Annotated in this window: 10 protein-coding genes; 9 read left to right on the top strand and 1 reads right to left on the bottom strand. The window is 31.6% G+C overall.

Annotated elements, in window-relative coordinates; genetic code table 11:
- Positions 1-46: 46 nt before the first annotated feature.
- The 8 genes from MPF19_RS11005 to MPF19_RS10970 all read left to right on the top strand — a co-directional run bounded on the left by MPF19_RS11005 (position 47) and on the right by MPF19_RS10970 (position 17,529).
- Positions 47-1,582 carry an alpha-L-fucosidase gene (locus tag MPF19_RS11005; RefSeq protein WP_249988270.1) on the top strand — a complete coding sequence of 512 codons (1,536 nt, stop codon included), beginning with the start codon at positions 47-49 and terminating at the stop codon, positions 1,580-1,582.
- Between the two features lie 329 nt (positions 1,583-1,911).
- Entirely contained in the window at positions 1,912-5,115 is a 3,204-nt protein-coding gene (locus MPF19_RS11000) for a SusC/RagA family TonB-linked outer membrane protein (RefSeq protein ID WP_249988269.1), read from the top strand.
- A 15-nt stretch (positions 5,116-5,130) separates the two neighbouring features.
- Positions 5,131-7,077 carry a RagB/SusD family nutrient uptake outer membrane protein gene (locus MPF19_RS10995; RefSeq protein ID WP_249988268.1) on the top strand — a complete coding sequence of 649 codons (1,947 nt, stop codon included), beginning with the start codon at positions 5,131-5,133 and terminating at the stop codon, positions 7,075-7,077.
- Positions 7,078-7,100: 23 nt separating this feature from the next.
- Positions 7,101-9,182 (top strand): hypothetical protein, encoded by a 2,082-nt coding sequence (locus MPF19_RS10990; protein ID WP_203393847.1) that lies wholly within the window; start codon positions 7,101-7,103, stop codon positions 9,180-9,182.
- A 227-nt stretch (positions 9,183-9,409) separates the two neighbouring features.
- Positions 9,410-11,878 (top strand): glycoside hydrolase family 2 TIM barrel-domain containing protein, encoded by a 2,469-nt coding sequence (locus tag MPF19_RS10985; RefSeq protein WP_249988267.1) that lies wholly within the window; start codon positions 9,410-9,412, stop codon positions 11,876-11,878.
- Between the two features lie 56 nt (positions 11,879-11,934).
- Entirely contained in the window at positions 11,935-14,769 is a 2,835-nt protein-coding gene (locus tag MPF19_RS10980) for a VPS10 domain-containing protein (protein ID WP_249988266.1), read from the top strand.
- A gap of 64 nt (positions 14,770-14,833) precedes the next feature.
- The gene (locus MPF19_RS10975; protein WP_249988265.1) at positions 14,834-15,928 is read left to right on the top strand and encodes an SGNH/GDSL hydrolase family protein; all 1,095 of its coding nucleotides are present in this window, start codon (positions 14,834-14,836) and stop codon (positions 15,926-15,928) included.
- Between the two features lie 47 nt (positions 15,929-15,975).
- Complete coding sequence (locus tag MPF19_RS10970) at positions 15,976-17,529, top strand: DUF4955 domain-containing protein (protein ID WP_249988264.1); 1,554 nt, start codon at positions 15,976-15,978, stop codon at positions 17,527-17,529.
- A gap of 93 nt (positions 17,530-17,622) precedes the next feature.
- Here MPF19_RS10970 and MPF19_RS10965 read toward each other — a convergent pair whose 3' ends face one another.
- The gene (locus MPF19_RS10965) at positions 17,623-17,922 is read right to left on the bottom strand and encodes a hypothetical protein (protein WP_249988263.1); all 300 of its coding nucleotides are present in this window, start codon (positions 17,920-17,922) and stop codon (positions 17,623-17,625) included.
- A 486-nt stretch (positions 17,923-18,408) separates the two neighbouring features.
- On the opposite strand from MPF19_RS10965, the gene MPF19_RS10960 reads away from it, so the two are divergent.
- Positions 18,409-21,327: a glycoside hydrolase family 2 protein gene (locus tag MPF19_RS10960; protein ID WP_249988262.1), complete on the top strand. Its 2,919-nt coding sequence runs from the start codon at positions 18,409-18,411 to the stop codon at positions 21,325-21,327.
- Positions 21,328-21,620: the final 293 nt, after the last annotated feature.

Genomic DNA, 21,620 nt, shown 5'->3' with positions numbered 1-21,620 from the left:
ACGATTAATGTTATAGAATTTGATTATTAAAATTTAAAGAAGAGTAATGATGAAAAAATATTGGATTATAGTATTCGTTTTTGTAATTTCTTGTAAAACCAAAGAAAACAAAGAAATAAAAGAGCCAAAGTATACTGCAAATTGGGAATCTTTAAAACAACACAAAACTCCTGAATGGTTTTTAGATGCAAAATTCGGAATTTACTGTCATTGGGGCCCTTATTCTGTTCCGGAATATAAGAATGAGTGGTATGCACATTGGATGTATGTAAACAAAGACAATCCGGAGGCTAAAAATGGTGAGGCAAGTGATTTTTATAAACACCATGTAGCAACGTATGGAACATTAGATAAATTTGGATACAAAGATTTTATTCCCATGTTTACTGCAGAAAAATTTGATGCCGCAGAATGGGCAGATTTGTTTCAAAAGGCCGGAGCTAAATTTGCAGGTCCAGTATCTGAACATGCAGATGGTTTTGCCATGTGGGATAGCGATTTAACCAAATGGGATGCTAAAGAAATGGGACCTAAACGAGATGTAATGGGTGAGTTGTCTAAAGAAATTAGAAAACGAGATATGAAATTTATTGCTACTTTCCATAGACAATGGTTATATGGTTGGTTTCCTACTTGGGATGAAACTACAGATGCATCAAACCCTGAATTTGCAGGTTTGTATGGACCAAAAGTAAACAGAGGAGATTTTAAATTTCCTAGTAGAAAGAACCGTAACGGAGATACGTATTACCCATTAGCAGGTAAAGAATTTAATGATCAATGGTTAAATCGTTTAAAAGAGATTGTAGACAAATATGAGCCAGACATGGTTTGGTTTGATAATAAAGTAGACATTATTGCAGAAGATCACCGAAAAGAATTTTTAGAATATTATTACAATCATGCAGATAAAAATAACCAAGAAGTAGTTTCTACCTACAAATTTGAAGATTTTGCTAAAGGATCGGCAGTCTTAGATTTAGAACGAGCAAGAATGAGTGAAAAACAAGATTTTCCTTGGCTTACAGATGACTCTATCGATTGGAACTCATGGTCGCATATTAAAAATCCTAATTATAAATCAACAAATAGATTAATAGATTTTTTAGTAGATGTTGTTAGTAAAAATGGAGCGGTATTGTTAAATATTACGCCTAAAGCAAACGGAGAAATTCCGGAGCCTGTAAAAGAACGTTTATTAGAAATGGGAGAATGGTTAAAAGTAAATGGAGAAGCTATCTATGGTACAAGAACTTTTGATATTTATGGCGAAGGAAGTTCTAAAGTAGTAGAAGGGCATTTAAGTGAACAAAAAAATGCAGACAATACAGCAGATGATATTCGTTTTACAACTAAAGGTGCAACTTTATATGCTATTGTTTTAGATTGGCCAGAAGGAAAAGAATTTACGATTCATTCTTTAAAAAAGGGAAATGGCTTGTTCCCTAAAGAAATAACTTCAATACAATTGTTAGGAGGTAATGGTAAGAATTTAAGTTTTGTAAGAAATGAAGATGGTCTTACTATTAAACTTCCAGAAAACAAAATAGGAAAACATGCTTTTACATTTAAAATTATGTAAAATAATAGTATTTTATTTTAATTTTTTAAGTGGCTACAATGATAATTGTAGCCACTTTTTTTTTGAAAACCTAAATTTAAAATTAACAATACTTTAAGAATGATTATCATTGCAAACTATACAGTATTAACATTTTTTTATACTAAATTAATAAAAATTATATAACGGTAATAGTTGTGTATTTGTTTAATTCGCTGTTTTACAGTGTTTTGTTGTTGTTTTTATTGTTTTAAAAGAGTCGATATGTTTCCTCATATAGAACATCTGTAGCCTTTAAATGGGTACAATAAATTGATATTTGCTTAGTATAAACCCAAAAATAGAAAAACATGAAAATTAATTTACTTGAAAATAAAGAATTCAAGAAGTTCCGATTTCAATCGGTCATTTTAGTTTTTACATTACTTTTAAGCATTAGCGCAGTGCATGCACAAAAAGTAACCGTAAAAGGAGTCGTATCGGGAAGCGGAGATCCACTGCCAGGAGCAAGTGTTGCCGTTAAAGGTGCAAAAAATGGAACAGTTACAGATTTTGATGGTAATTATGTTCTAAAAGTTAATCCAGGAAAGATTTTAGTTTTTTCATATCTAGGTTTTGCTTCAAAAGAAGTAAAAATAGGTAGCAATAAAAACATAAACGTTTCTTTAGAACCAGACGTAGCTGCTTTAGATGAAATTATTGTTGTTGGTTATGGAACTCAGAAAAAGAAAGAAGTTACTGGTGCTGTAGTTCAAGTAAAAGCAGAGGATTTAGCTAAAACAACAACAGCAGATATTGGTTCAGCTTTACAAGGGCAGATTTCTGGTGTAAATGTTACAGCGAGTTCTGGAGCGCCTGGAGAAGGATCTAATATTTTAATTCGTGGTTTTAGTTCTCTTTTAGACGGACAAAACGGACCTTTGTTTGTAGTAGATGGTATTCCTTTTGATTCTGATCCTGGATTAAGTATTAGTGAAATTGAAAGTGTAGATGTTTTAAAAGATGCAGCTTCTGCTTCTATATATGGTACACGTGGTGCTGGTGGTGTTATCTTAATTACAACAAAAAAAGGTAAAGAAGGGCAAATGAATATTCGTGTAAACACTGAGTATGGTATACAAAACATAACATCTCAGTTTCATACAATGTCTACTGCTCAGATTAGCTATTTTAATCTTACTAAAGCATATATAAATAGTCGTAAAGTAAAAGGAGGAGTAGAGTATGAAATCACTAGAAATAGATCTTACTTAACTAATGATACAGATATTAAACAAGTTTTATTAAATGATAATGCTGCTATTCAGAATCATTCAGTAAACTTATCTGGAGGAAAAGCAGGGTTAACTTATAGCTTAAATATGAATTATTTTGGACAAAAAGGAGTCGTTTACAATTCAAATTTAGATCGTTTTAATATTCGTGCTAATACACAATTTGTTACTGGGAAATGGAAGTTTGTTACAGGAATAAATTTTAGAAGAGATCAAAAATTAGTTCCTTTATCTAATATGGTAAGTAGAATATTTGATTATAAAGTATTTAGACCTCTTATTGATTTAGATGATTCATCATTACCTAATGCTACAGAAGTTGGTACAGATGATCCTGATAATGATTGGAGATTAAATGATGCTAGACAGAATGCGAATAATATTAGAGCTTTTAAAACAGAAGAAAAGCATAATACAAACATTACTACAGGTAATATTCAAGTTGAGTATAACATAACAAAAGCTTTAAAAGCTACAGCTAGATTAGGAGCAACATATTCTAATAGAAAAGAAACTAAGATAGCACCAAGGTTTGACATTTTTAACACAAATGGTGATTTAATTACGAACCCATCGGCGATTACTTCTCATAGAGTAGTGGTAACAGATAATTCTAAATTAACATCAGAAGAATTTCTTAACTATAATAAAAAATTTGGTAAGCATAGTTTAAACTTATTGTTAGGTACCTCTTTTGAGAGATCTACACAAGAAAGATTAAGTTTAGAAGTTAGAAATAATATAAACTCTGCTATTACAGTGATAGATAATTATGAGATAGATTATAATATTGAATCTGGTGGTAGAGACTATACAAGAACATTAATAGGAAACATTGCAAGGGTAAACTATAATTTTGATGGTAAATACCTTATTAGTGCTAGTGGTAGATATGATGGTTCTTCTATGTTTAGTGATGGAAAAAAATGGGGATTCTTTCCTTCTGCTTCTGTAGGTTGGAATATCTCTGATGAGAACTTTTGGGATCCTATGAAAAGTGTGGTAAATTCATTTAAATTTAGAGCAGGTGTTGGTACTACTGGTAATGATAGATTTGCATTATATAGCAATCAATCTGTAGTAGAGCCTGGAGCAAATTATATTTTTGGAACTAAAAATGCGTCTTCAGACTTAGCAAATCCTTCTGGAGAAACTACTGCTTTAGGAACCACTCAATTAGAATATGCGAATGCAGATTTAAGATGGGAAACGAAAGTAGAGACAAATTTTGGTTTTGATTTAGGACTTTTTAAGAACAAGTTAACACTTAGTTCAGACTTTTATAGAAGTGAAATAAAAGATTTATTATATCCAGTTGTAAACTCTCCTTCTTCGGGTGTTTCTGGTAATTATCGTAGTACAGTGTTCAATATAGGAAACATGAGAAACTCAGGTATTGAGTATGCTGCAAATTATAAACATAGAGGTAGAAACTCTGGTTTAAACTGGTCTGTGTCTGGTACATATACTAGTAATGATAATGTGGTAACAAAAACAGCAGATAATAACCCTATTGTTCGTTTAGATAATAGTTATATTTCTACAGGAGGTACAAGAGAATTGGTAAGTGTACTTAAAGAAGGATATGAAGCAGCTGCATTTTTCTTAAGAGAAACAGATGGTGTTATTAAAACACAAGAACAATTAGAAGAATATAAGAAAATTAGTCCAGGTGCACAAATGGGAGAATTTATGTATATTGATCAACTAACTGTAGATACAAATGGTGATGGTATTCCTGATAAAGGTGATGGGGAAATTAATGATGATGATAAAGTGTATTCAGGAAGTGGTACTCCAGACTGGGAGGGAGGATTAAACCTTACTGCAGATTATAAAGGGTTCGATCTTTCTATGCAATGGTATGGTGCTTTCGGAGGAAAAGTAATGAATGGTACTAAAGCATATGCATACCAACGTGGCGTACATAGAGACTTGGTTCATTCTTGGACAGAGGTAAATACAGAAGCAGATATACCTTGGCATAATGGTAACAATAGTACATCTTATAGAGGTGGGTCTAGTTACTTCTTAGAAGATGGAGATTTTGTTAGATTACGTAACGTTGCTATAGGATATTCTTTATCTAAAAAAGCTTTAAAAAGTATAGGTCTTAGTAAATTTAGAATTTATGTACAAGGACAAAACCTTTTAACATTTACCGAATACACAGGTTTCGATCCAGAGGTAGGTGGTAATGGTTTAAGTACTAGGGGTATTGATAGAGGTAGATACCCAGTATCTTCTCAATACAAATTAGGTCTTCAACTTCAATTTTAATTTAAAACGAAAGAGATGAAGATAGTAAAGATAAAAACCATAAAAACAAACTTAAAGATGAAAAATACACTTATAAAGAGAATAGTTCCTCTATTAGGGCTTGTGTTTATATTTCAAGCCTGTTCTAGTGAACTAGATCAAGTAAATCCAAATGCCTTAACAACAAGTAGTTTTTGGAAAAATTCTGCAGATTTAGATGCAGGTTTAAATGCTACGTATGCAGCATTAAGAAATGAGGATATTCAAGGCATACTAACAGAACCTATGCGTACAGATATTGCTACACCTAGAAATTTTAGAAATAATACCACAGGAAACCCTATTTACGATCAAACATTTGATTTAACAACCAATGAAGTGCAAGATAAATGGGATGCTTGTTTTAAAGGTATCTTTAGAGCAAATCAAGTTTTAGATGCTTATGCTAGATTAAAACCGACTTTTAATGGAGAAAAAAGTGTAGCTAATGGTGTTCTTTTAGAAGCGCAAGCTAGAGCTTTAAGAGGATATTTTTATTATGTATTACATAGCTCTTATAATGAAGGTTCGTTGCCATTATATAGTACAGTTCCTAAGGCATTTGATGATTTTCAGAAAACTTTTTCTACTTCAGAAGAAATTAAAGCTTTTTATAGAGAAGATTTAAAGTACGGAATGGAAAATTTACCAGGAACCTACAATTTATGGAGATCAGAAGTTGGTGCTGGAAATTTAGGACGTATTACTGGTGGAGCTTGTGAGGCACTTATAGCTAAAAGTTATATAAATGACAATGATTTTGTAAACGCAGAATTATATTTAAAAAATGTTATCGACAATTATGACTACGCTTTGGTAGATGATTTAGAGAAGTGTTTAACAGGTATCGAAGAGTTTAATTCAGAGTCTATATTTGAAGTAAACTACAGTTTAGCGAATCTTTTAGGTTCGGATGAACAAGATTTGTCTCAAAGAGTTACATCTCGTTTGCATAACTCTAATGATCACGTTATGTCATCATGGTTAAACTTAGCATTTAGAGCAGAAAGACCAGATCCTTCAGATCCTGCAAATTACGTAGATAGACCTCAATGGGACCCAGCTACAGGAAAGCAAGTAGTAGATGCAGACGATAACCCAGTTTTTGATGAAAATGTACTAAGAAAATATAGTAAACGTATGGCAAGTACAATATCAATTGTAGATGAACCAGATTCACCTATGTATGGTGTTACTTCAGGAGAATTCGGTAATGATTCAGATGCAAGTCCACATTCTAAATCGAATACTTCTATTTGGAAAAAATTTACAAGTTGGAATGTTCCTAATGGAGGAAAGGGTGAACTAGAAGATACAGAATACAGAGGGAAATCTGAACTTAACATTCCTGTTATTCGTTTGGCAGAAATTTATTTATTGTATGCAGAATGTATGATTGAAAAAGGAAATTTATCTGAAGCTTTATTGTATATCAATAAAATTAGAAAACGTTCTCATTTATATTTATTAGGAAATGAAGCAGAGTTTGCAGGACAAGCTACGTATTTAAACGATATTGATTTAGATGACAGTAACGGTGAAGAAGCAGTAACTTTAGAAAACTTAATGGACCATTTACGTTTTGTAGAAAAGCCTTTAGAATTATGTTTAGAAGGGCAAAGAACTGTAGATTTAAGAAGATGGGGTGTTTGGAAAGAGCGTTTGGTTTACTTAGCACAATTTGAATATGATTCATGGAATTACAGAAAAAATCTTAATGGGAAACACAATCATAGATATAGAAGTTATATTTTGCCTACAGGTGAGGTGCCAACGTACACACTTATTAAGCCAGGGAAATTAATAAATCAAGGTAATGGATTTTCTAAAGAACCAACATTGAGAGATTGTCTTTTAGCTTCTCAAAATTTCGTTGAAAGTCTAAATGCTTATTATCCTATTCCACAAGATGAGAGAAATGCAAATTTAAATTGGAACAAATAATAAAAGAATAAAATTTATTAAATATGAAAATCATAAAAAATATATTATACGTATTGACGTTGCTATTCTTCTTTATAGGATGTAATAGTCAGGATTATGAATCTCCTGGAGAAGAAGTTTCAGATCTATATATCTTAACATCCGCAGGAGTAAATACAACCAATATGCGAGCTGAGGTAAATAAATTCTTTTCCTTTTTAGATATCTCTCAGGGTACTTTAGATCGTAAGTGGACTATTCCTGAAGGAGCTTTTTTCTTGCAAGGACCAATTCCTAATAATTTACCAAACCACGATGAGTACATTATAAATGCTGGAGACACTGTTTCTACGGATCAAACAGTACATGTAATGTTTAAAAAAGGAGATTCTCTAACGGAGGTAAAGTACTATGGTGTGTTTAAAGATTCTACTGAGTTTGAATTTTATATAGATTACGCAGATGGGCTTCCTGTTCCGGACACAATTAGAACAGAGAGAATGGATGGTAAATGGGTTGCAGAATATACTTATTTAATAGATGTATATGATACTGTTGTAGCTAAACCAGAATTAAGATATTTAGATGAAACTATTTTAGATCATCTAAATACAGCTACTATGACTGTTCAGTATGGTGATAAAATTATTTTAGAAGACCTTAGTGCGCTTTCATTAGATAATAATGCGCGTCCAGAAGCAACTAAATGGAGATTACATACTCTAGAAGAGAATGAAGAAGACCGTACGTATTCTAATACGATTAATTTTGATAGAGAAGGTGATTTTACACAAAGAGTAGTTGATACTTTAACATTTACAAAACTTGGCGAATACCAGTTAGAATTACAATCTACTAGAACTAGAGATGATGATTTAGGTGCAAGCTCAGATACGTATGATATTCCTACAATATTTACGGTAGTTTCTTTAGCAGAAGATTTAATGTTAATTGACGGGGAAGATATTGTTGAGACAGATGATAATCGTATTATGATACCAATTAGTTCTCGTTTAGCAGCTATTGATGAAGATCTTTCAGCAGACTTTACTGTTAAGGTAGATGGAACTGTGATTCCTGTTGAATCTGTGTCTATAACCAATGCGTCTCTTAATGGTAACCCAATAGGTAGAATTGTACTTAGTTTAACAACAGATTTGGTACCAGCAGATGCAAGTAAAACTGTTACAGTATCCTATACTGGAACAACTTTAATGTCTTTAGATGAACGTGTGCTACAAACTTTTACTGATGAACCAATTGAGGTTTATGTACCTTCTCCTGTTCAGCAAAAACAAAATGTTACAAAAGATTTTGATACTGATGAATTATTAGTTTTGTTTAGTCAGAATATGAGTGAGGATAGTATAGATCAAGTTGCTGATATTTCTAAAGGATTTACAGTTACGGTAACCAGTAAATTAGGAGCAGGAGTAGATATTCCTGTTAATATTACCTCTATATCTGTAGATTCTAATAATTCTAAAATATTGAGATTTAAATTAGATGTTGAATTATATAGAGATGATCTTATTACAATTTCTAGTGATGGAACAAGTGATCTAACTTCTGCTGGAGGTGGATTAATAGACGCATTTGGGGCTGTAACAGTTGATTATGATGATAATAACATTCTTGGAGATATTGGGATGTATGAAACAGATTTTGGTGTTGACTGGATAAGACTTAGTACTATAGCAGATGCGAATGCAGAAACAGTAACTCCTTCACTTAGCTCTGCAACAGGTAAAGCAATGCATTTGCAAGTGTTTAACAATAATAATGCAATGATTGAGTCTGTAAATGAATATTCATTAACATCTAATACGGAGTATAGAATTAAGTTTAAGAAATATATTACGGATGATGCTGCTATTACATCTACTAAAACAGGTAATAGTCTCGTTAGAATACAATCTGGAGGTTCTAAAGAAAATTTTGCGTTCAATAGAGATATAACGGATCCATCAAATCTTAATACTTGGTTTGATGAAGAGGTTGTATTTAATACAGGAACCAATGCAATTTATAATAATTTTAAAATAAGACAATTAGCTGCATGGGACAATTGGTCAGATATCTATCTAGATAATTTAGTTATTCAACTAGTAGACGAAAGACCATAAATATTTAAAATAATTTAGATTATTTAGGCTTAAAACCTCCATTTGATTTTCAAATGGAGGTTTTTTACATATTAGTAGCATTAATCTTTACTATGAGGATAAAATAAGAAAAGATAAAATCGTTTCTATAATCAAAAGTGTCGTTATAAAGAACATTTGTTATAAGGATATCTAAACAGTAATTATAAATTTGAATTTCAAGCTAATTAACTTTATAAAAAGTATATATGAACAAGATTTTAATTTCAACAACAAATAAATTATTTTTAGGACTCTTCTTTATCATCAGTTTTATTTCTTGTTCAGAAACAAATACAAAGCCAGAGCACATTAATTTTAATGAAGGTTGGAAATTTATTCAAGAAGATGTACAAGCAGCAATAAATCCCGATTTTAATGATACCACTTGGGAAACCGTAAAAGTACCTCATGACTGGAGTATTAAAGGTCCTTTTTCTAAAGACAACCCGTCTTTTTCTAGAGGAGGTTGGTTGCCAACGGGTAAAAGTACCTATAGAAAAACGTTTGATGTAACTGCAAATAAAAAAGATAGTAAAGTTTTTGTTTATTTTGATGGAGCTTACAGAAATTCTGTAGTTTATATTAATGGAAACAAAGTAGGATACAGACCAATGGGATATATTGGTTTTGAATATGACTTAACTAAGTATATTAATTTTGATAAAAAAAACGTATTAACAGTTACTTTAGATAATTCTGCACAACCAGGTTCTAGATGGTATACAGGAACAGGTATTTATAGAGATGTAACTTTAAAAATTAAACAAAAAACATTTATACCAAATTGGAGTTTGTATGTAACAACTCCTAGTATTTCTAAAGAAAATGCAACTGTAAATGCTGTTTTTACAGTTGAAACAGAATATACAAAAGGACAAGAAGTTGTTGCTAAAACAAGTGTTTTAAAAGACGGAATTGTGGTAGCTTTTTCCGAAGAAAATATAAAATTAGAAGGAAATTCATCCAAAGAAATTAAAGTTGATTTAGATATTGAGAATCCTAAATTATGGTCTCCTGAAACTCCTGATTTATATACAGTACAAGTTGATATTCTCAAAAACGGAACTTTAATAGGACAAGAAAGTACTAGAACAGGAATTAGAGATTTAGGTTATGATAAAGACAAAGGCTTTTCTATCAACGGAAAACAAATAAAATTAAAAGGGGTGTGTTTGCATCATGCTGGTGGTCCTTTAGGTTCTGCTATTTATAGAAGAACAATAGAACGTCAGTTAGAAATTTTAAGAGAAATGGGCTGTAATGCAGTAAGAACTTCTCACAATCCTTTTTCTACAGAATTTTTAGATATCTGTGATGAAATGGGCTTTTTAGTAATGAATGAAGTTTTTGATGAATGGGAAATTGTGAAAAAGCCTACTACTATTCAAGATGGAAAAAAAGTACGTATTCCTGTAAAATATTATGCTGATAAATTTAAAGAATGGGCAGATAAAGATTTAACAGATTTTGTTTTACGTGATAGAAACCATCCATCTGTGGTGATGTGGAGTATTGGTAATGAAATAGATCAAATGAAAACGGATGAAGGAATTCCTATTGCGAATCGTTTAATTGACATTATTCATAATCTAGATGACAGACCAGTTACAAATGGATTAATTGGGTATGGTTGGGATGCTTGGCCAAGTGAAGGAGCAGCGAAAACTAGTGATATTAGAGGATACAATTACATCAAAGAAAATGGTTTAGATAGAGAAAATGAAATTGCGCCAAATGCCTTGGGAATCGTTACAGAATGTGCTTCTGCACAATCTTATTATCCAAGAAGCACCTATTTATATGGAGATGAAAAAAAGGCGTTTTGGGATAAATTAAACTATTCATCAGAAGAAGCTCACGATTGGGTAGAACAAAGAGAACTTATTGGTTTTAGAGGTGTTCAAGCTTGGAAAGATATCAAAAACAGAGAAAACATAATGGGCCAATTTATTTGGACCGGTTGGGATTATTTAGGGGAAGTAATTCCTTATGGATGGCCAGCACGTTCTTCTTCTTTTGCACCAATTGACTTGTGTGGTTTCCCAAAAGATGGATACTTTTTCTATCAGTCTCAATGGACAGATAAACCAATGGTGCATATTTTTCCGCATTGGAATTTAGAAGGTATGGAAGGCAAAAAAGTAACGGTGTATGCATATACAAATGGAGATACTGTAGAATTATTTCAAGACGGAAAATCTTTGGGTAAGAAAACCAACAATTTAAATGATGTAGAATACCAATCTTGGGATGTTACTTACAAACCAGGGGCTTTAAAAGCAATCTCTTATAAAGACGGAAAAGAAATTGCAACTAAAGAAGTAAAAACAGCTGGTAAAGCGGCAAAAATTGAAGTTTTTGTAAGAAGAACAAACTTAAAAGCGAATGATAAAGATTTGGCGTATATAGAATGTACTATTCTTGATAAAGATGGAAATGTGGTGCCAAAAGCAGACAATTTAATTCAATTTTCTATTGATGGAGAAGCTACGTTAATTGGTGTTGGAAATGGAGATAATTTTAGTCACGATTCTTTTCAAGCTAAAGAACGTAAGGCATTTAATAGTAAATGTTTGGCAATAATTAAATCAACAAAAACAGCAGGAAATATTCAGTTTAAAGCTTCTTCCAAAGGTTTAGAGTCTGCGGTTGTATCATTTAATTCAGAAAAATAATTTTGTAATTAGATGCTGTTGTTAGTCAAATTTATATCACTAAAAATACTTGTTTAATGAAAGCTATTTTAAAATTTATTCTTGTTTTATTTTTATCAAATTCGGTTTTCGGACAATTGGATACGGAATATTTCCAAAAACTTCAAACTGAAAAAGTAATTTCTTCAGATAAGTTAGATTGGAAACAAGTTGGCCCTGGAATGGCTGGTTATTGTGAAGAGTTTTGGTGTCATCCAACGGATGTAAATGTCATGTTTATGTCGCCAGATATGTACAATAGTTACGGTTCTTGGGATAATGGTAAATCTTGGCAAACCATTAAAGATTATGACGGTAATGGTAAAGGAATGCGAAGAATTCAGTCTATTGTATTTTCGCATCAAGATGCAGATTTTGGGTATGCCATTGATGTAAGAGGCGAGCTTTTTAATACAACAGACAGAGGTAGAACTTGGACTTTTGTTAGAGATATGGGAGGTAAACATGCAGAACTTGCTGTAGATCCATCAAACGATAATAATTGGTATATTGGTGGAGGAGATTTTTGGAATGTAAAAGCAAACCACAGAAAGCAAAGTGATTTATTAGGCTATGTTTATCAATATTCAGATTACGGTCAAATTTTTAGAAGTACCAATAGAGGAGCTTCTTGGCAAAAGAAAAAAAATGATTTGCCAGCTACGTTAGATATTGGAAGAATAATTGTGGATCCAACAAATTCTAACAACATTATAATGGCAACCAATGCTGGTGTGTATAGAAGTACCAATAAAGGTGATAATTGGAGTATCAGTGGAGCTGGTTTGCCTAACAATCTACCTCGTGATATGACTTCTTTTTACGATAAAACTAGCGGAGAATTTATTTTGTATGTAATAGAACAAACTTTTTTTGAGGGCAACGGTACTACTACAAATGCCAAAGGTGGAATTTTTAAAAGTATAGATGGAGGTGAAAATTGGACTAGCATTACAGGTGATTTTAGCTTTGATTTAAATGAAATAAGTAGCTATCAAGCACAACAAAAATATTGGAAAGCTATTGGGTATTGGTTTGGTAAAAGTACAAGCGATATTAAAAATATGTATCCAGATTATCCAACAAATACATTGCCTGTTTTAAACAGGTTGGTGGTAAATCCTTTAAATAAAGATGAAATTTATATTTCTCATAATGTAAAACATGATTATTCTTTTTTACCTGGAGATGTTTGGAAAACAACAAATGGAGGTCAAAATTGGAGTACCACAACAAAAACAGGAAGCTATTGGAATAGTAATAAAGATGCAACCTATTGGGCATCAAAAAATACAACTACAGGTCAGAATACCACATTTGCGCATTTGCATGATGAAAAAATGAAGAATGAAGAAACGTTTGGGAATCGATTTTTAGAAATAAATGCAAATGGAGAAGTCTTTATTTGTTTAGATCAACAAACGATGAGATCTAACAATAATGGTACTTCTTGGCATCAAGTAGATGATTATGAAACCGAAATAGGAAGTAAACATTGGGTTGCAAGAGGCGATAGTAATTTACCAGGACGTTTTATGTTATTGGAAACGGGTATAGAAGATAGATATCTTTTTTGTAGTGGAGAACATGGTTTGTGGCAAACAGCAAGTTTAGGCACTTATGAAGATGATAAAGCCTATGCTGTAGAGCAAATTGAAGGTCAGAATAACGATAAAGGAGCACATTCTATTGCTTCTGTAGCGGTGCATCCAAATAATCCAAATATCATATATACACTTCAGTTTAGACAAAATCATAGAGGATATTTTAGAAAATCTACAGATGCTGGTAAAACTTGGGAAAACGAATCTTTTCCATTGGCTTATGGTGGTAATTTATCTAGCGATAATATATTTCAATATTCGTTAACTATAGATCCAAACGATCCTGCAAATATTTATTTTTGTGTGATGTCTAACCCAATTGCAGAAGTTTCAAGCAAACTACTTCCAGATGATTTTACCACGCTTGGTGTTATTAAAAGTGCTGATGAAGGAAAAACCTGGTCTACTATGAATAATGGTTTACCAGAAGGATTTAGTGTTAGAAGATTAAAAATGGATCCTGCAAATTCATCAACTTTATACGCAGCATTAAATGAAGGCCCAACAGAAACTAAAGGAGGTTTGTATAAATCTACAGATAAAGCAAGTAACTGGACTAAAGTTTCAATTCCTGCAGAAATAAAAGCGGTAAATAATGTTTTTATTGATAGAAATACAAACCATATTTTTATTTCCTGCGGTAGATATGAAGGTACTTTTGCAGAAGGTGGAGTTTGGAGAAGTAAAGATTCAGGTGCAACTTGGGAAAAAATATTTAACATGCCGTATGTTTGGCAAACGGAAGTTTCTCCAATAAACTCAAACTTAATCACAGTTAATGTACCACTTCAACATGAAAACAAAGGAGCAACAACCTACAATCCAGGGGCTTATTTATCTAGAGATGCAGGTGTAACTTGGATGAAGATAAATAAAAATTTAGGGCAACCAGATACCATAACAGATTTAAAACCAGATCCTAATGATGAAAATGTGTTTTGGTGTGCATTAAAAGGAAGTGGCTGGACTAGAGGTGTTTATTATGATTCAGATTCTTCTTTAAAAGTAGGAGATGTAAACATATTAAATAATCAGAAGAGTTATCCAAACCCGTTTACAGACAGTATTAATTTAGTTTTTAATGATAAGAACAGTGAAACCGTTACAATCAAATTACATACTATTTTAGGTGGATTGGTGTTTTCTAAAACGGAATCTGTTCAGGATAATAAAGTAACTTTAAATACAGCTAACCTTGCTAAAGGCATGTATGTTTTGTCTGTTAAATCATCAACAAAATCAGAAAACATAAAGGTTTTAAAGAAGTAGATCTTTCATCCTATAGCTAGAAACAAATTAGTAATTTGGGGTATCAATTTAAAAATAGTTTTTTATGCAATCGTCAATAAAATATGTATTCATTTTATTTTTAGTAATCTCTTGTAAGTCAATTAAATTACTGGAAGTTTCGAAAATAAATTATAATGATAAATCCATTGTTTTTGAAGGTAGAATAGGAGAGAATCCGAAAGAAAAAGCGAAAGAGATTTATTGGTCTGGTTCCTCCATTAAGTTGAACTTTAAAGGAACAGCTCTTAAAGTAGTTTTAAATGATGAAAATGGAGTCAATTACTTTAACGTTATTTTAGACGGAAAACCTATTGATGTATTAAAACTAAAGAAAGGATTATCAACCTATACTTTAGCAGAAAATTTAGAAAACAAAGCACATAGTATAGAACTGACAAAGCGTAACGAATGGACTTATGGCACAACGTGCTTTTATGGTTTTGAACTTAACGGAATTGTTTTAGCGCCAGACAATACAAAGAAATTATTTATAGAATTTTACGGAGACTCCATAACTGTTGGTCATGGAAATGAAGATTATGATTCTGGACAAGATAGAAATGATGGAAATGTAACAAACAATTACAATTCTTATGCAGCAATTACGGCGCGTAATTTAAACGCCTCATATGCTTGTATTGCTAGAAGTGGAATTGGAGTTACCGTTAGTTGGTTTAATATGATTATGCCAGAAATGTATGATCGATTGAACCCTAATGACGCAGAAAGCAAATGGGATTTCTCAAAAAAGCAACCAGATATTGTTGTTGTAAATTTATTTCAGAATGATAGTTGGATTTTAAATAGACCAAAGCATGAAGAATTTAAAAGACGTTTTGGCAACAAAAAACCAACAGAAAAAGAAATTATAGCTGCGTATTCAAACTTTGTAAAAAGTATTAGAACTCATTATGCCAATGCTTCTATAGTTTGTTTATTGGGTGATATGGATATTACAAAAGAAAATTCTCCTTGGCCAAATTATGTTACTAAAACGGTGAATGATTTAGGTGATAAAAAAGTATATACTTGTTTTGTGCCTTATAAACAGACTAAAAAACACCCAAGAGTTAAAGATCATCAGGTAATGGCGAATCAATTAACAACATTGATAAAAAGCAGTATATTAGTTAAGTAGATTGTTTTTAGAAGTTCTTATTCGTTAAAAAATAAAAACCAAGACTAATGATACAAAGAAATTTAGCAACACTTTTTTTGTTGATTGTTTTCACAAATTGTCAGGGGCAGAAATCTGCTGTTTGGGAAGATTTTAAAAAATCAAAAATAAATAATACAACCGCTATTTTACCAGATTTCTCTTATGTAGGTTATAAATATAGTGAAGAAGCAATACCAAATGTAGCTTTTAAAGTTTTTGATGTAACTAATTTTGGTGCGATTCCTAATGATAAAATTTCTGATAAAAGAGCAATAAATAGTGCTATAAAAGCGGCATCAGAAAATGGAGAAGGAATTGTTTATTTTCCTAAAGGGACATATTACATAAATACGAATGAAGATGATGATCGTACCATTTTAATAACCTCTTCAAAGATTGTATTTAAAGGAGAAGATAAGAGCAATACCATTCTATTTTTTGAAAACGATTTAGCACCCACAGATCCTAATAAATTATGGAGCGTACCGAGTGCCATAAAAGTAAAAGCTGAAAAGAAAAGTAAAAAAATAACTAGAATTGTTAAAAATGCTACAAAAGGAACTTTTACAATTGAGGTGGAAGATGCTTCAAAAATTAAAAATGGAGATTGGATAACAATCGCAGTTTTAAACAACGATAAAGACTTTGTAAAACAGGATATTTATCCTTTGAAGCCAGATCCAAAATGGACTTCGATAACTAAGAAAGGAGTACAAGTAAATGAACATCATAAGGTTTCTAAAGTACATGGGAATATAATTACGTTAAAAGAGCCACTATATTATACGATAGAAGCTAAATACAATTGGTCCGTAAGTACTTTTGAAAATTTAAACCATGTTGGTTTCGAAAATTTAACTTTTGAAGGAAATTGGTTGAAAAAGTTTGTACATCATAAATCTCCACAACATGATGGTGGTTGGAGTATTTTAACAATTTCTGAAGTAACGGATTCTTGGTTAAAAGATTGTGTTTTTAAAAACGTGAATAGATGTGCCACATTTTCATCCGCGGCAGCGTCTACTGCCATAAACATTTCTATCGAAGGTAATATTGGTCATAGCGCGGTTCATGCCACAGGTTCAACGGGAATTTTAATTGCAAATTCTAAGGATAAAGCTGGTATGCATCATTCCTTTGGAGTAGGCGGTGGGAGTACTTCTAATACGGTTATTTGGAGGTCGGAGTATGCTGCTCATACGTGTTTTGAATCTCATGCATCTCAACCAAGAAACACATTGTTTGATAATGTATCAGGTGGTTTTTTTCAAGGTAGGGCAGGAGGAGCAAGATTGAATCTTCCTAATCATGGTAAAAATTTAGTATTATGGAATTTTAATGAAATTGATGAAGCCGAAAAAGATTTTAGGTTTATTGCTACAGATAGCTGGTATTGGCGAATTGTGCCTCCAATTATAGTCGGTTTTCATGGTAGTGGAACCACTTTTAAAGAAGATGAAGTTCAGGTTTTAGAAAGTTTAGGCACACCAGTAAAGCCAGCATCTTTGTTTGAAGAACAATTAAAATTACGTTTAGGTAAATTACCAGATTGGATTATTGATGTAAAGAAGAAGATGTAAGATTAATTATTGGTATAGGTTTTAATGAATAAAAAAAGACAAACTCTTTTAAAAGTTTGTCTTTTTTATATGGTTTATATTTAAGTAATAATATTACTTCTTTTGCCAATATTGGTTCATTGCTTTTTGTTTTTCTTTACTTATTAAAGCTTTAATTTCAGCTGTAGAAGTTTTTTTAGCTTCTTTAATTTTAGCATTTTCATCTTCTTTAGATAATTTTTCTTTTCTAATGGCTTTAATAGCTTTTACTTTTTTATTATAAGATTTCATTACATTTTGTGTTTCAACTTGCGTTAAGCCAGCATGTTTTATAGCTCCTTCAAAAGTCTTTTTTTGTGCATTTATTGAAATAGTAAGCATTAAAGCGAATACAAATAGTACTAATTTTTTCATTTTTAGGTTGTTTTAATTAATAATTAGATTGTTTTCAAATTTAAAAGTATTTGTTAGTAAGAAGGGCAACAAATGTTCTAATTCATAAAACATCTGTACGTTTTGTTATCGTTTCTCTAAATTATCTTCTCGAGAGGTTCCTTCATGCACGAATACAAACCTTTGGAACACTATTCTCAGAAATAGATAGAAGGTTTTACATTTCGTTATTATTAAATTTTAGCTATATACGTAATCAATGTTTTATAAATGTAATACTTAAATTAGAAAATAGTTTGTATAGAAATTTTAAAGCAATGTAATTGGGTATGCAATAGAGCTAGCTAAGAAGTAAATTACGTATGATAAAAATAGTATTTAGTTTTTGTTATTAGTTCAATAATTTATATTCATAAGCCTTTTGTTCCTTTAATATGAACATCTGTGTTTAATGAAGAAAAAAGAATGTAATATTTTTACAAAAGTTAAATAAATAAAATTTACGGTATGGTTCGATCAATAATAATTAGTTTTCTATGTGTTTTATCTTTTGTCTTTAAAATAGAAGCCCAAGAATTGCCATTTGGTTTTCCAAATACAGATCGAACTAAAATTAATTTAAATCAAAATTGGAAGTTTCAATTAGGAAATCCGGATGCTACTAATTATGAAGCGGATTTAGACGATTCCAATTGGGAACAAGTTAATGTGCCACATACCTTAAAACTGACATCTTTAACGCTGGATGGTTTAGAAGATGAAAAAACACAATTAGTATTTCATAGAACCGTTGGCTGGTATAGAAAGGATATTAAGATAGGTAATTCTAATAAGAAAGTCTTTTTAGAATTTGAAGGAGCTCATCAAGTAACCGATTTATGGATAAATGGAAAACATGTAGGACAACATGCTGTTGGTGGGTATACACCGTTTCATTTTGATATTACAAACTTTGTTAATAAAGGAAAAAGTAATCAAGTGACACTTTTAGTTGATAATAGAAGAAATGAAATTATTCCTCCAGATCCTGGGCCTTTTGATTATGTGAAATTTAGCGGTCTTTATAGAGATTTGTATTTGGTTGAAACAAATAATGTGCATGTTACTTTTAATTGGGAAACATTAAATTCTGGCGTAAACATCACAACTCCAACCATAGATCCTGTAAACAAAAATGCTACGATTGATATTAAAACGGCTGTTAAGAATGAAAAAAATACAGCTGTTATTTGCAAATTAGTAACACGAATCATCAATAAAGAAGGCATTGTTGTTTTGCATTTAGAAGATTCTTCTAAAATATTGTCAGGTCAAGAATATCAATTTAACCAAATTGGTAGTTTAGAAGATGATGTTCATTTTTGGGGGATAGACAATCCGTATTTATACAGAATAAATAGTGTTGTTAAAATTGATGGAAAAGAAATTGATTTTGTAGAAACCAAAATAGGACTTAGAAAATTTGAACTAGATCCAATAAGAGGTTTTATTTTAAATAATAAACCTATTGAATTAATTGGAGCAAACAGGCATCAACAATATCCTTATATAGGAGATGCAGTTCCTAATTCTTTACATTACAAAGACATGCTGCAATTTAAAGAATATGGATTCAATGTTATGAGAACAGCCCATTATCCGCAAGATAATGCGCTATTAGAGGCTTGTGATGAATTAGGAATTTTGGTGTATGAAGAAGCGCCAACATGGGTTTCAATTTCAGATAATGATGCCTGGTGGAATAACTTAGAAAGTGCAGCACGTACGATGGTTAGAAATCATAGAAACCATGCTTCTGTAGTTATGTGGGGTGCTGGTGTAAATCATCGAGGGTATGTTCCAAGAGTTCACAATACCATAAAAAAAGAAGATCCTACGAGACTTACTGCATCACAAGGAGCGCGTTGGACAGGTTGGCAAACTTCTGGTTTAACGGATATTAATGCCAACATGCTTTATGGTGCTTTTATTTGGGACAGATCAGAGCCTATTTTTGCAATGGAAGGTATTCGAGGAGCTGCAGGAGTAGCACCTTATAAAAAGGATCCGTTAATGACAGGGTTGATTTCTTGGACAGCGCATGCTTATTATACTTTTCATCCAACGCATAACAAAGCAAAAAGTAAGATTGATAGAACTAGAAGTGGTATGATGACTATTTTTAGAAACCCTAGACCTAATTTAGAATGGTATAAGTCTGAATTAGTAAAGAAACCATTTATAGATATTGAAGAAGAATGGACAGAAGGCACAAAAAATATTACGGTGTATAGTAATGCTGATGAAGTTGAATTATTATTGAACGGAAAAACAATAGAAAGATTAAAACCAAGTACCGATACTATTTATGATGGTTTAGAACATGCTCCATTTCATTTTAAAAATTTAGAATACAAACCCGGTAAATTATTAGCAAGAGGGACTTTTAAAGATGGTAAAACAATTGAAACCTATAAAAGAACAGCAGGAAAGCCGTATGCACTTCAATTAAAATTAGATACTGTTGGACGAGATTTTAAAGCCAACGGATCAGATATATTGTTAGCATATGCAACAGTGGTTGATGAAAATGGTACGGTAGTGCCAGATACCAAACATTTAATTAAGTTTTTAGTTAAGGGAGACGCTTCTGTAATTGGTGATAAAATTGATATAAATGCAAATCCTATGTTTACGGAATACGGTATTGCTCCGGCATTAATTAAGGCAGGAAATACTGTAGGAAGTATTACTGTTACGGCAAAATGTAAAGGTTTAAAATCTGCCAGTAGTTCCGTTGATTTGGTGTCTTTTTCTAACAACGAAATTTTAAATAAGGCAAAACGTATTTATGATTTTAAATGGGAACGTGTAGATTTAGGAGCGTCAGATCAGTTGCTTCAATTTGGGTGGAACCCTTGGTACGGTAAAGATGAAGCTGATAATTCTTATAAAATGAAATCGTTTAAAGATGCAACAGTAAAAATTGAAAAAGGAACAAAATCTGGGGTAAACAGATGGTTGGGCGAAATGAATGTAATAGGTAAATATGGTTATGCTTATGGAGATGGTGTTATAGCAATAGATAATAAAGGTGTTAATCTTGTTTTTGAAAACTTACCAAAAGGAATTTATAAGTTAAAAACATGGCATCATGCGCCAAGAACTAATTCAGATTTGATGGATCCTAATAAGGATAAATTAAAATCGTTAAACATACATAAATTACCTTATGAAAAAACAATTGTTATTTCATCTGATGCTATGCAAAAGGAGCAGGTAATTAATGTAACTGAAGGGAAAGAAATGCAGTGGGAGTTACCAGGAATGAGTGATTTTACTTTTATTTCCGACGGAAAAAATCCAGTTAGTATTAATTTTAAAGGAAAAGGTAATAAAGGAGTTTGGTTAAATGCTTTTGAACTTAGTGAGTGGAACAAGTTTTAAAGAAGTCTAAATGACATTGATTAAATTATTTTTTGACACTATTATCTACAGAATGTGTGTAAGATAGAAATTACAGGATTAAATTTTTTATAATTTAATCCTGTTTTCAAAGAAATCTAAAAATTGGTTTAAGTGTTCTAAATAGTTTTGGGTGCGTTTATGAGACAGTGCCTTTTAAATTAAAACTTTGCTTTTAAAGACACTATCCTAAAATCTGTGTAAGTTGAAAAACTCAGGGTTAAATTATTTATAGTTTAATCCTGTTTTCAAATATAGCTAAAAATTGATTAAGT

The organism is Polaribacter sp. Z014, from assembly GCF_023555435.1.
In the GTDB taxonomy this organism is placed as follows: Bacteria; Bacteroidota; Bacteroidia; order Flavobacteriales; family Flavobacteriaceae; genus Polaribacter.
This window is presented reverse-complemented; position numbering and strand designations above follow the sequence as displayed.

What these genes read in the sequence shown, in the direction of transcription:
- MPF19_RS11005 (WP_249988270.1), top strand. Translation starts at nt 47, where the DNA reads ATGATGAAAAAATATTGGATTATAGTATTCGTTTTTGTAATTTCTTGT.
- MPF19_RS11000 (WP_249988269.1), top strand. Translation starts at nt 1,912, where the DNA reads ATGAAAATTAATTTACTTGAAAATAAAGAATTCAAGAAGTTCCGATTT.
- MPF19_RS10995 (WP_249988268.1), top strand. Translation starts at nt 5,131, where the DNA reads ATGAAGATAGTAAAGATAAAAACCATAAAAACAAACTTAAAGATGAAA.
- MPF19_RS10990 (WP_203393847.1), top strand. Translation starts at nt 7,101, where the DNA reads ATGAAAATCATAAAAAATATATTATACGTATTGACGTTGCTATTCTTC.
- MPF19_RS10985 (WP_249988267.1), top strand. Translation starts at nt 9,410, where the DNA reads ATGAACAAGATTTTAATTTCAACAACAAATAAATTATTTTTAGGACTC.
- MPF19_RS10980 (WP_249988266.1), top strand. Translation starts at nt 11,935, where the DNA reads ATGAAAGCTATTTTAAAATTTATTCTTGTTTTATTTTTATCAAATTCG.
- MPF19_RS10975 (WP_249988265.1), top strand. Translation starts at nt 14,834, where the DNA reads ATGCAATCGTCAATAAAATATGTATTCATTTTATTTTTAGTAATCTCT.
- MPF19_RS10970 (WP_249988264.1), top strand. Translation starts at nt 15,976, where the DNA reads ATGATACAAAGAAATTTAGCAACACTTTTTTTGTTGATTGTTTTCACA.
- MPF19_RS10965 (WP_249988263.1), bottom strand. Translation starts at nt 17,922, where the DNA reads ATGAAAAAATTAGTACTATTTGTATTCGCTTTAATGCTTACTATTTCA.
- MPF19_RS10960 (WP_249988262.1), top strand. Translation starts at nt 18,409, where the DNA reads ATGGTTCGATCAATAATAATTAGTTTTCTATGTGTTTTATCTTTTGTC.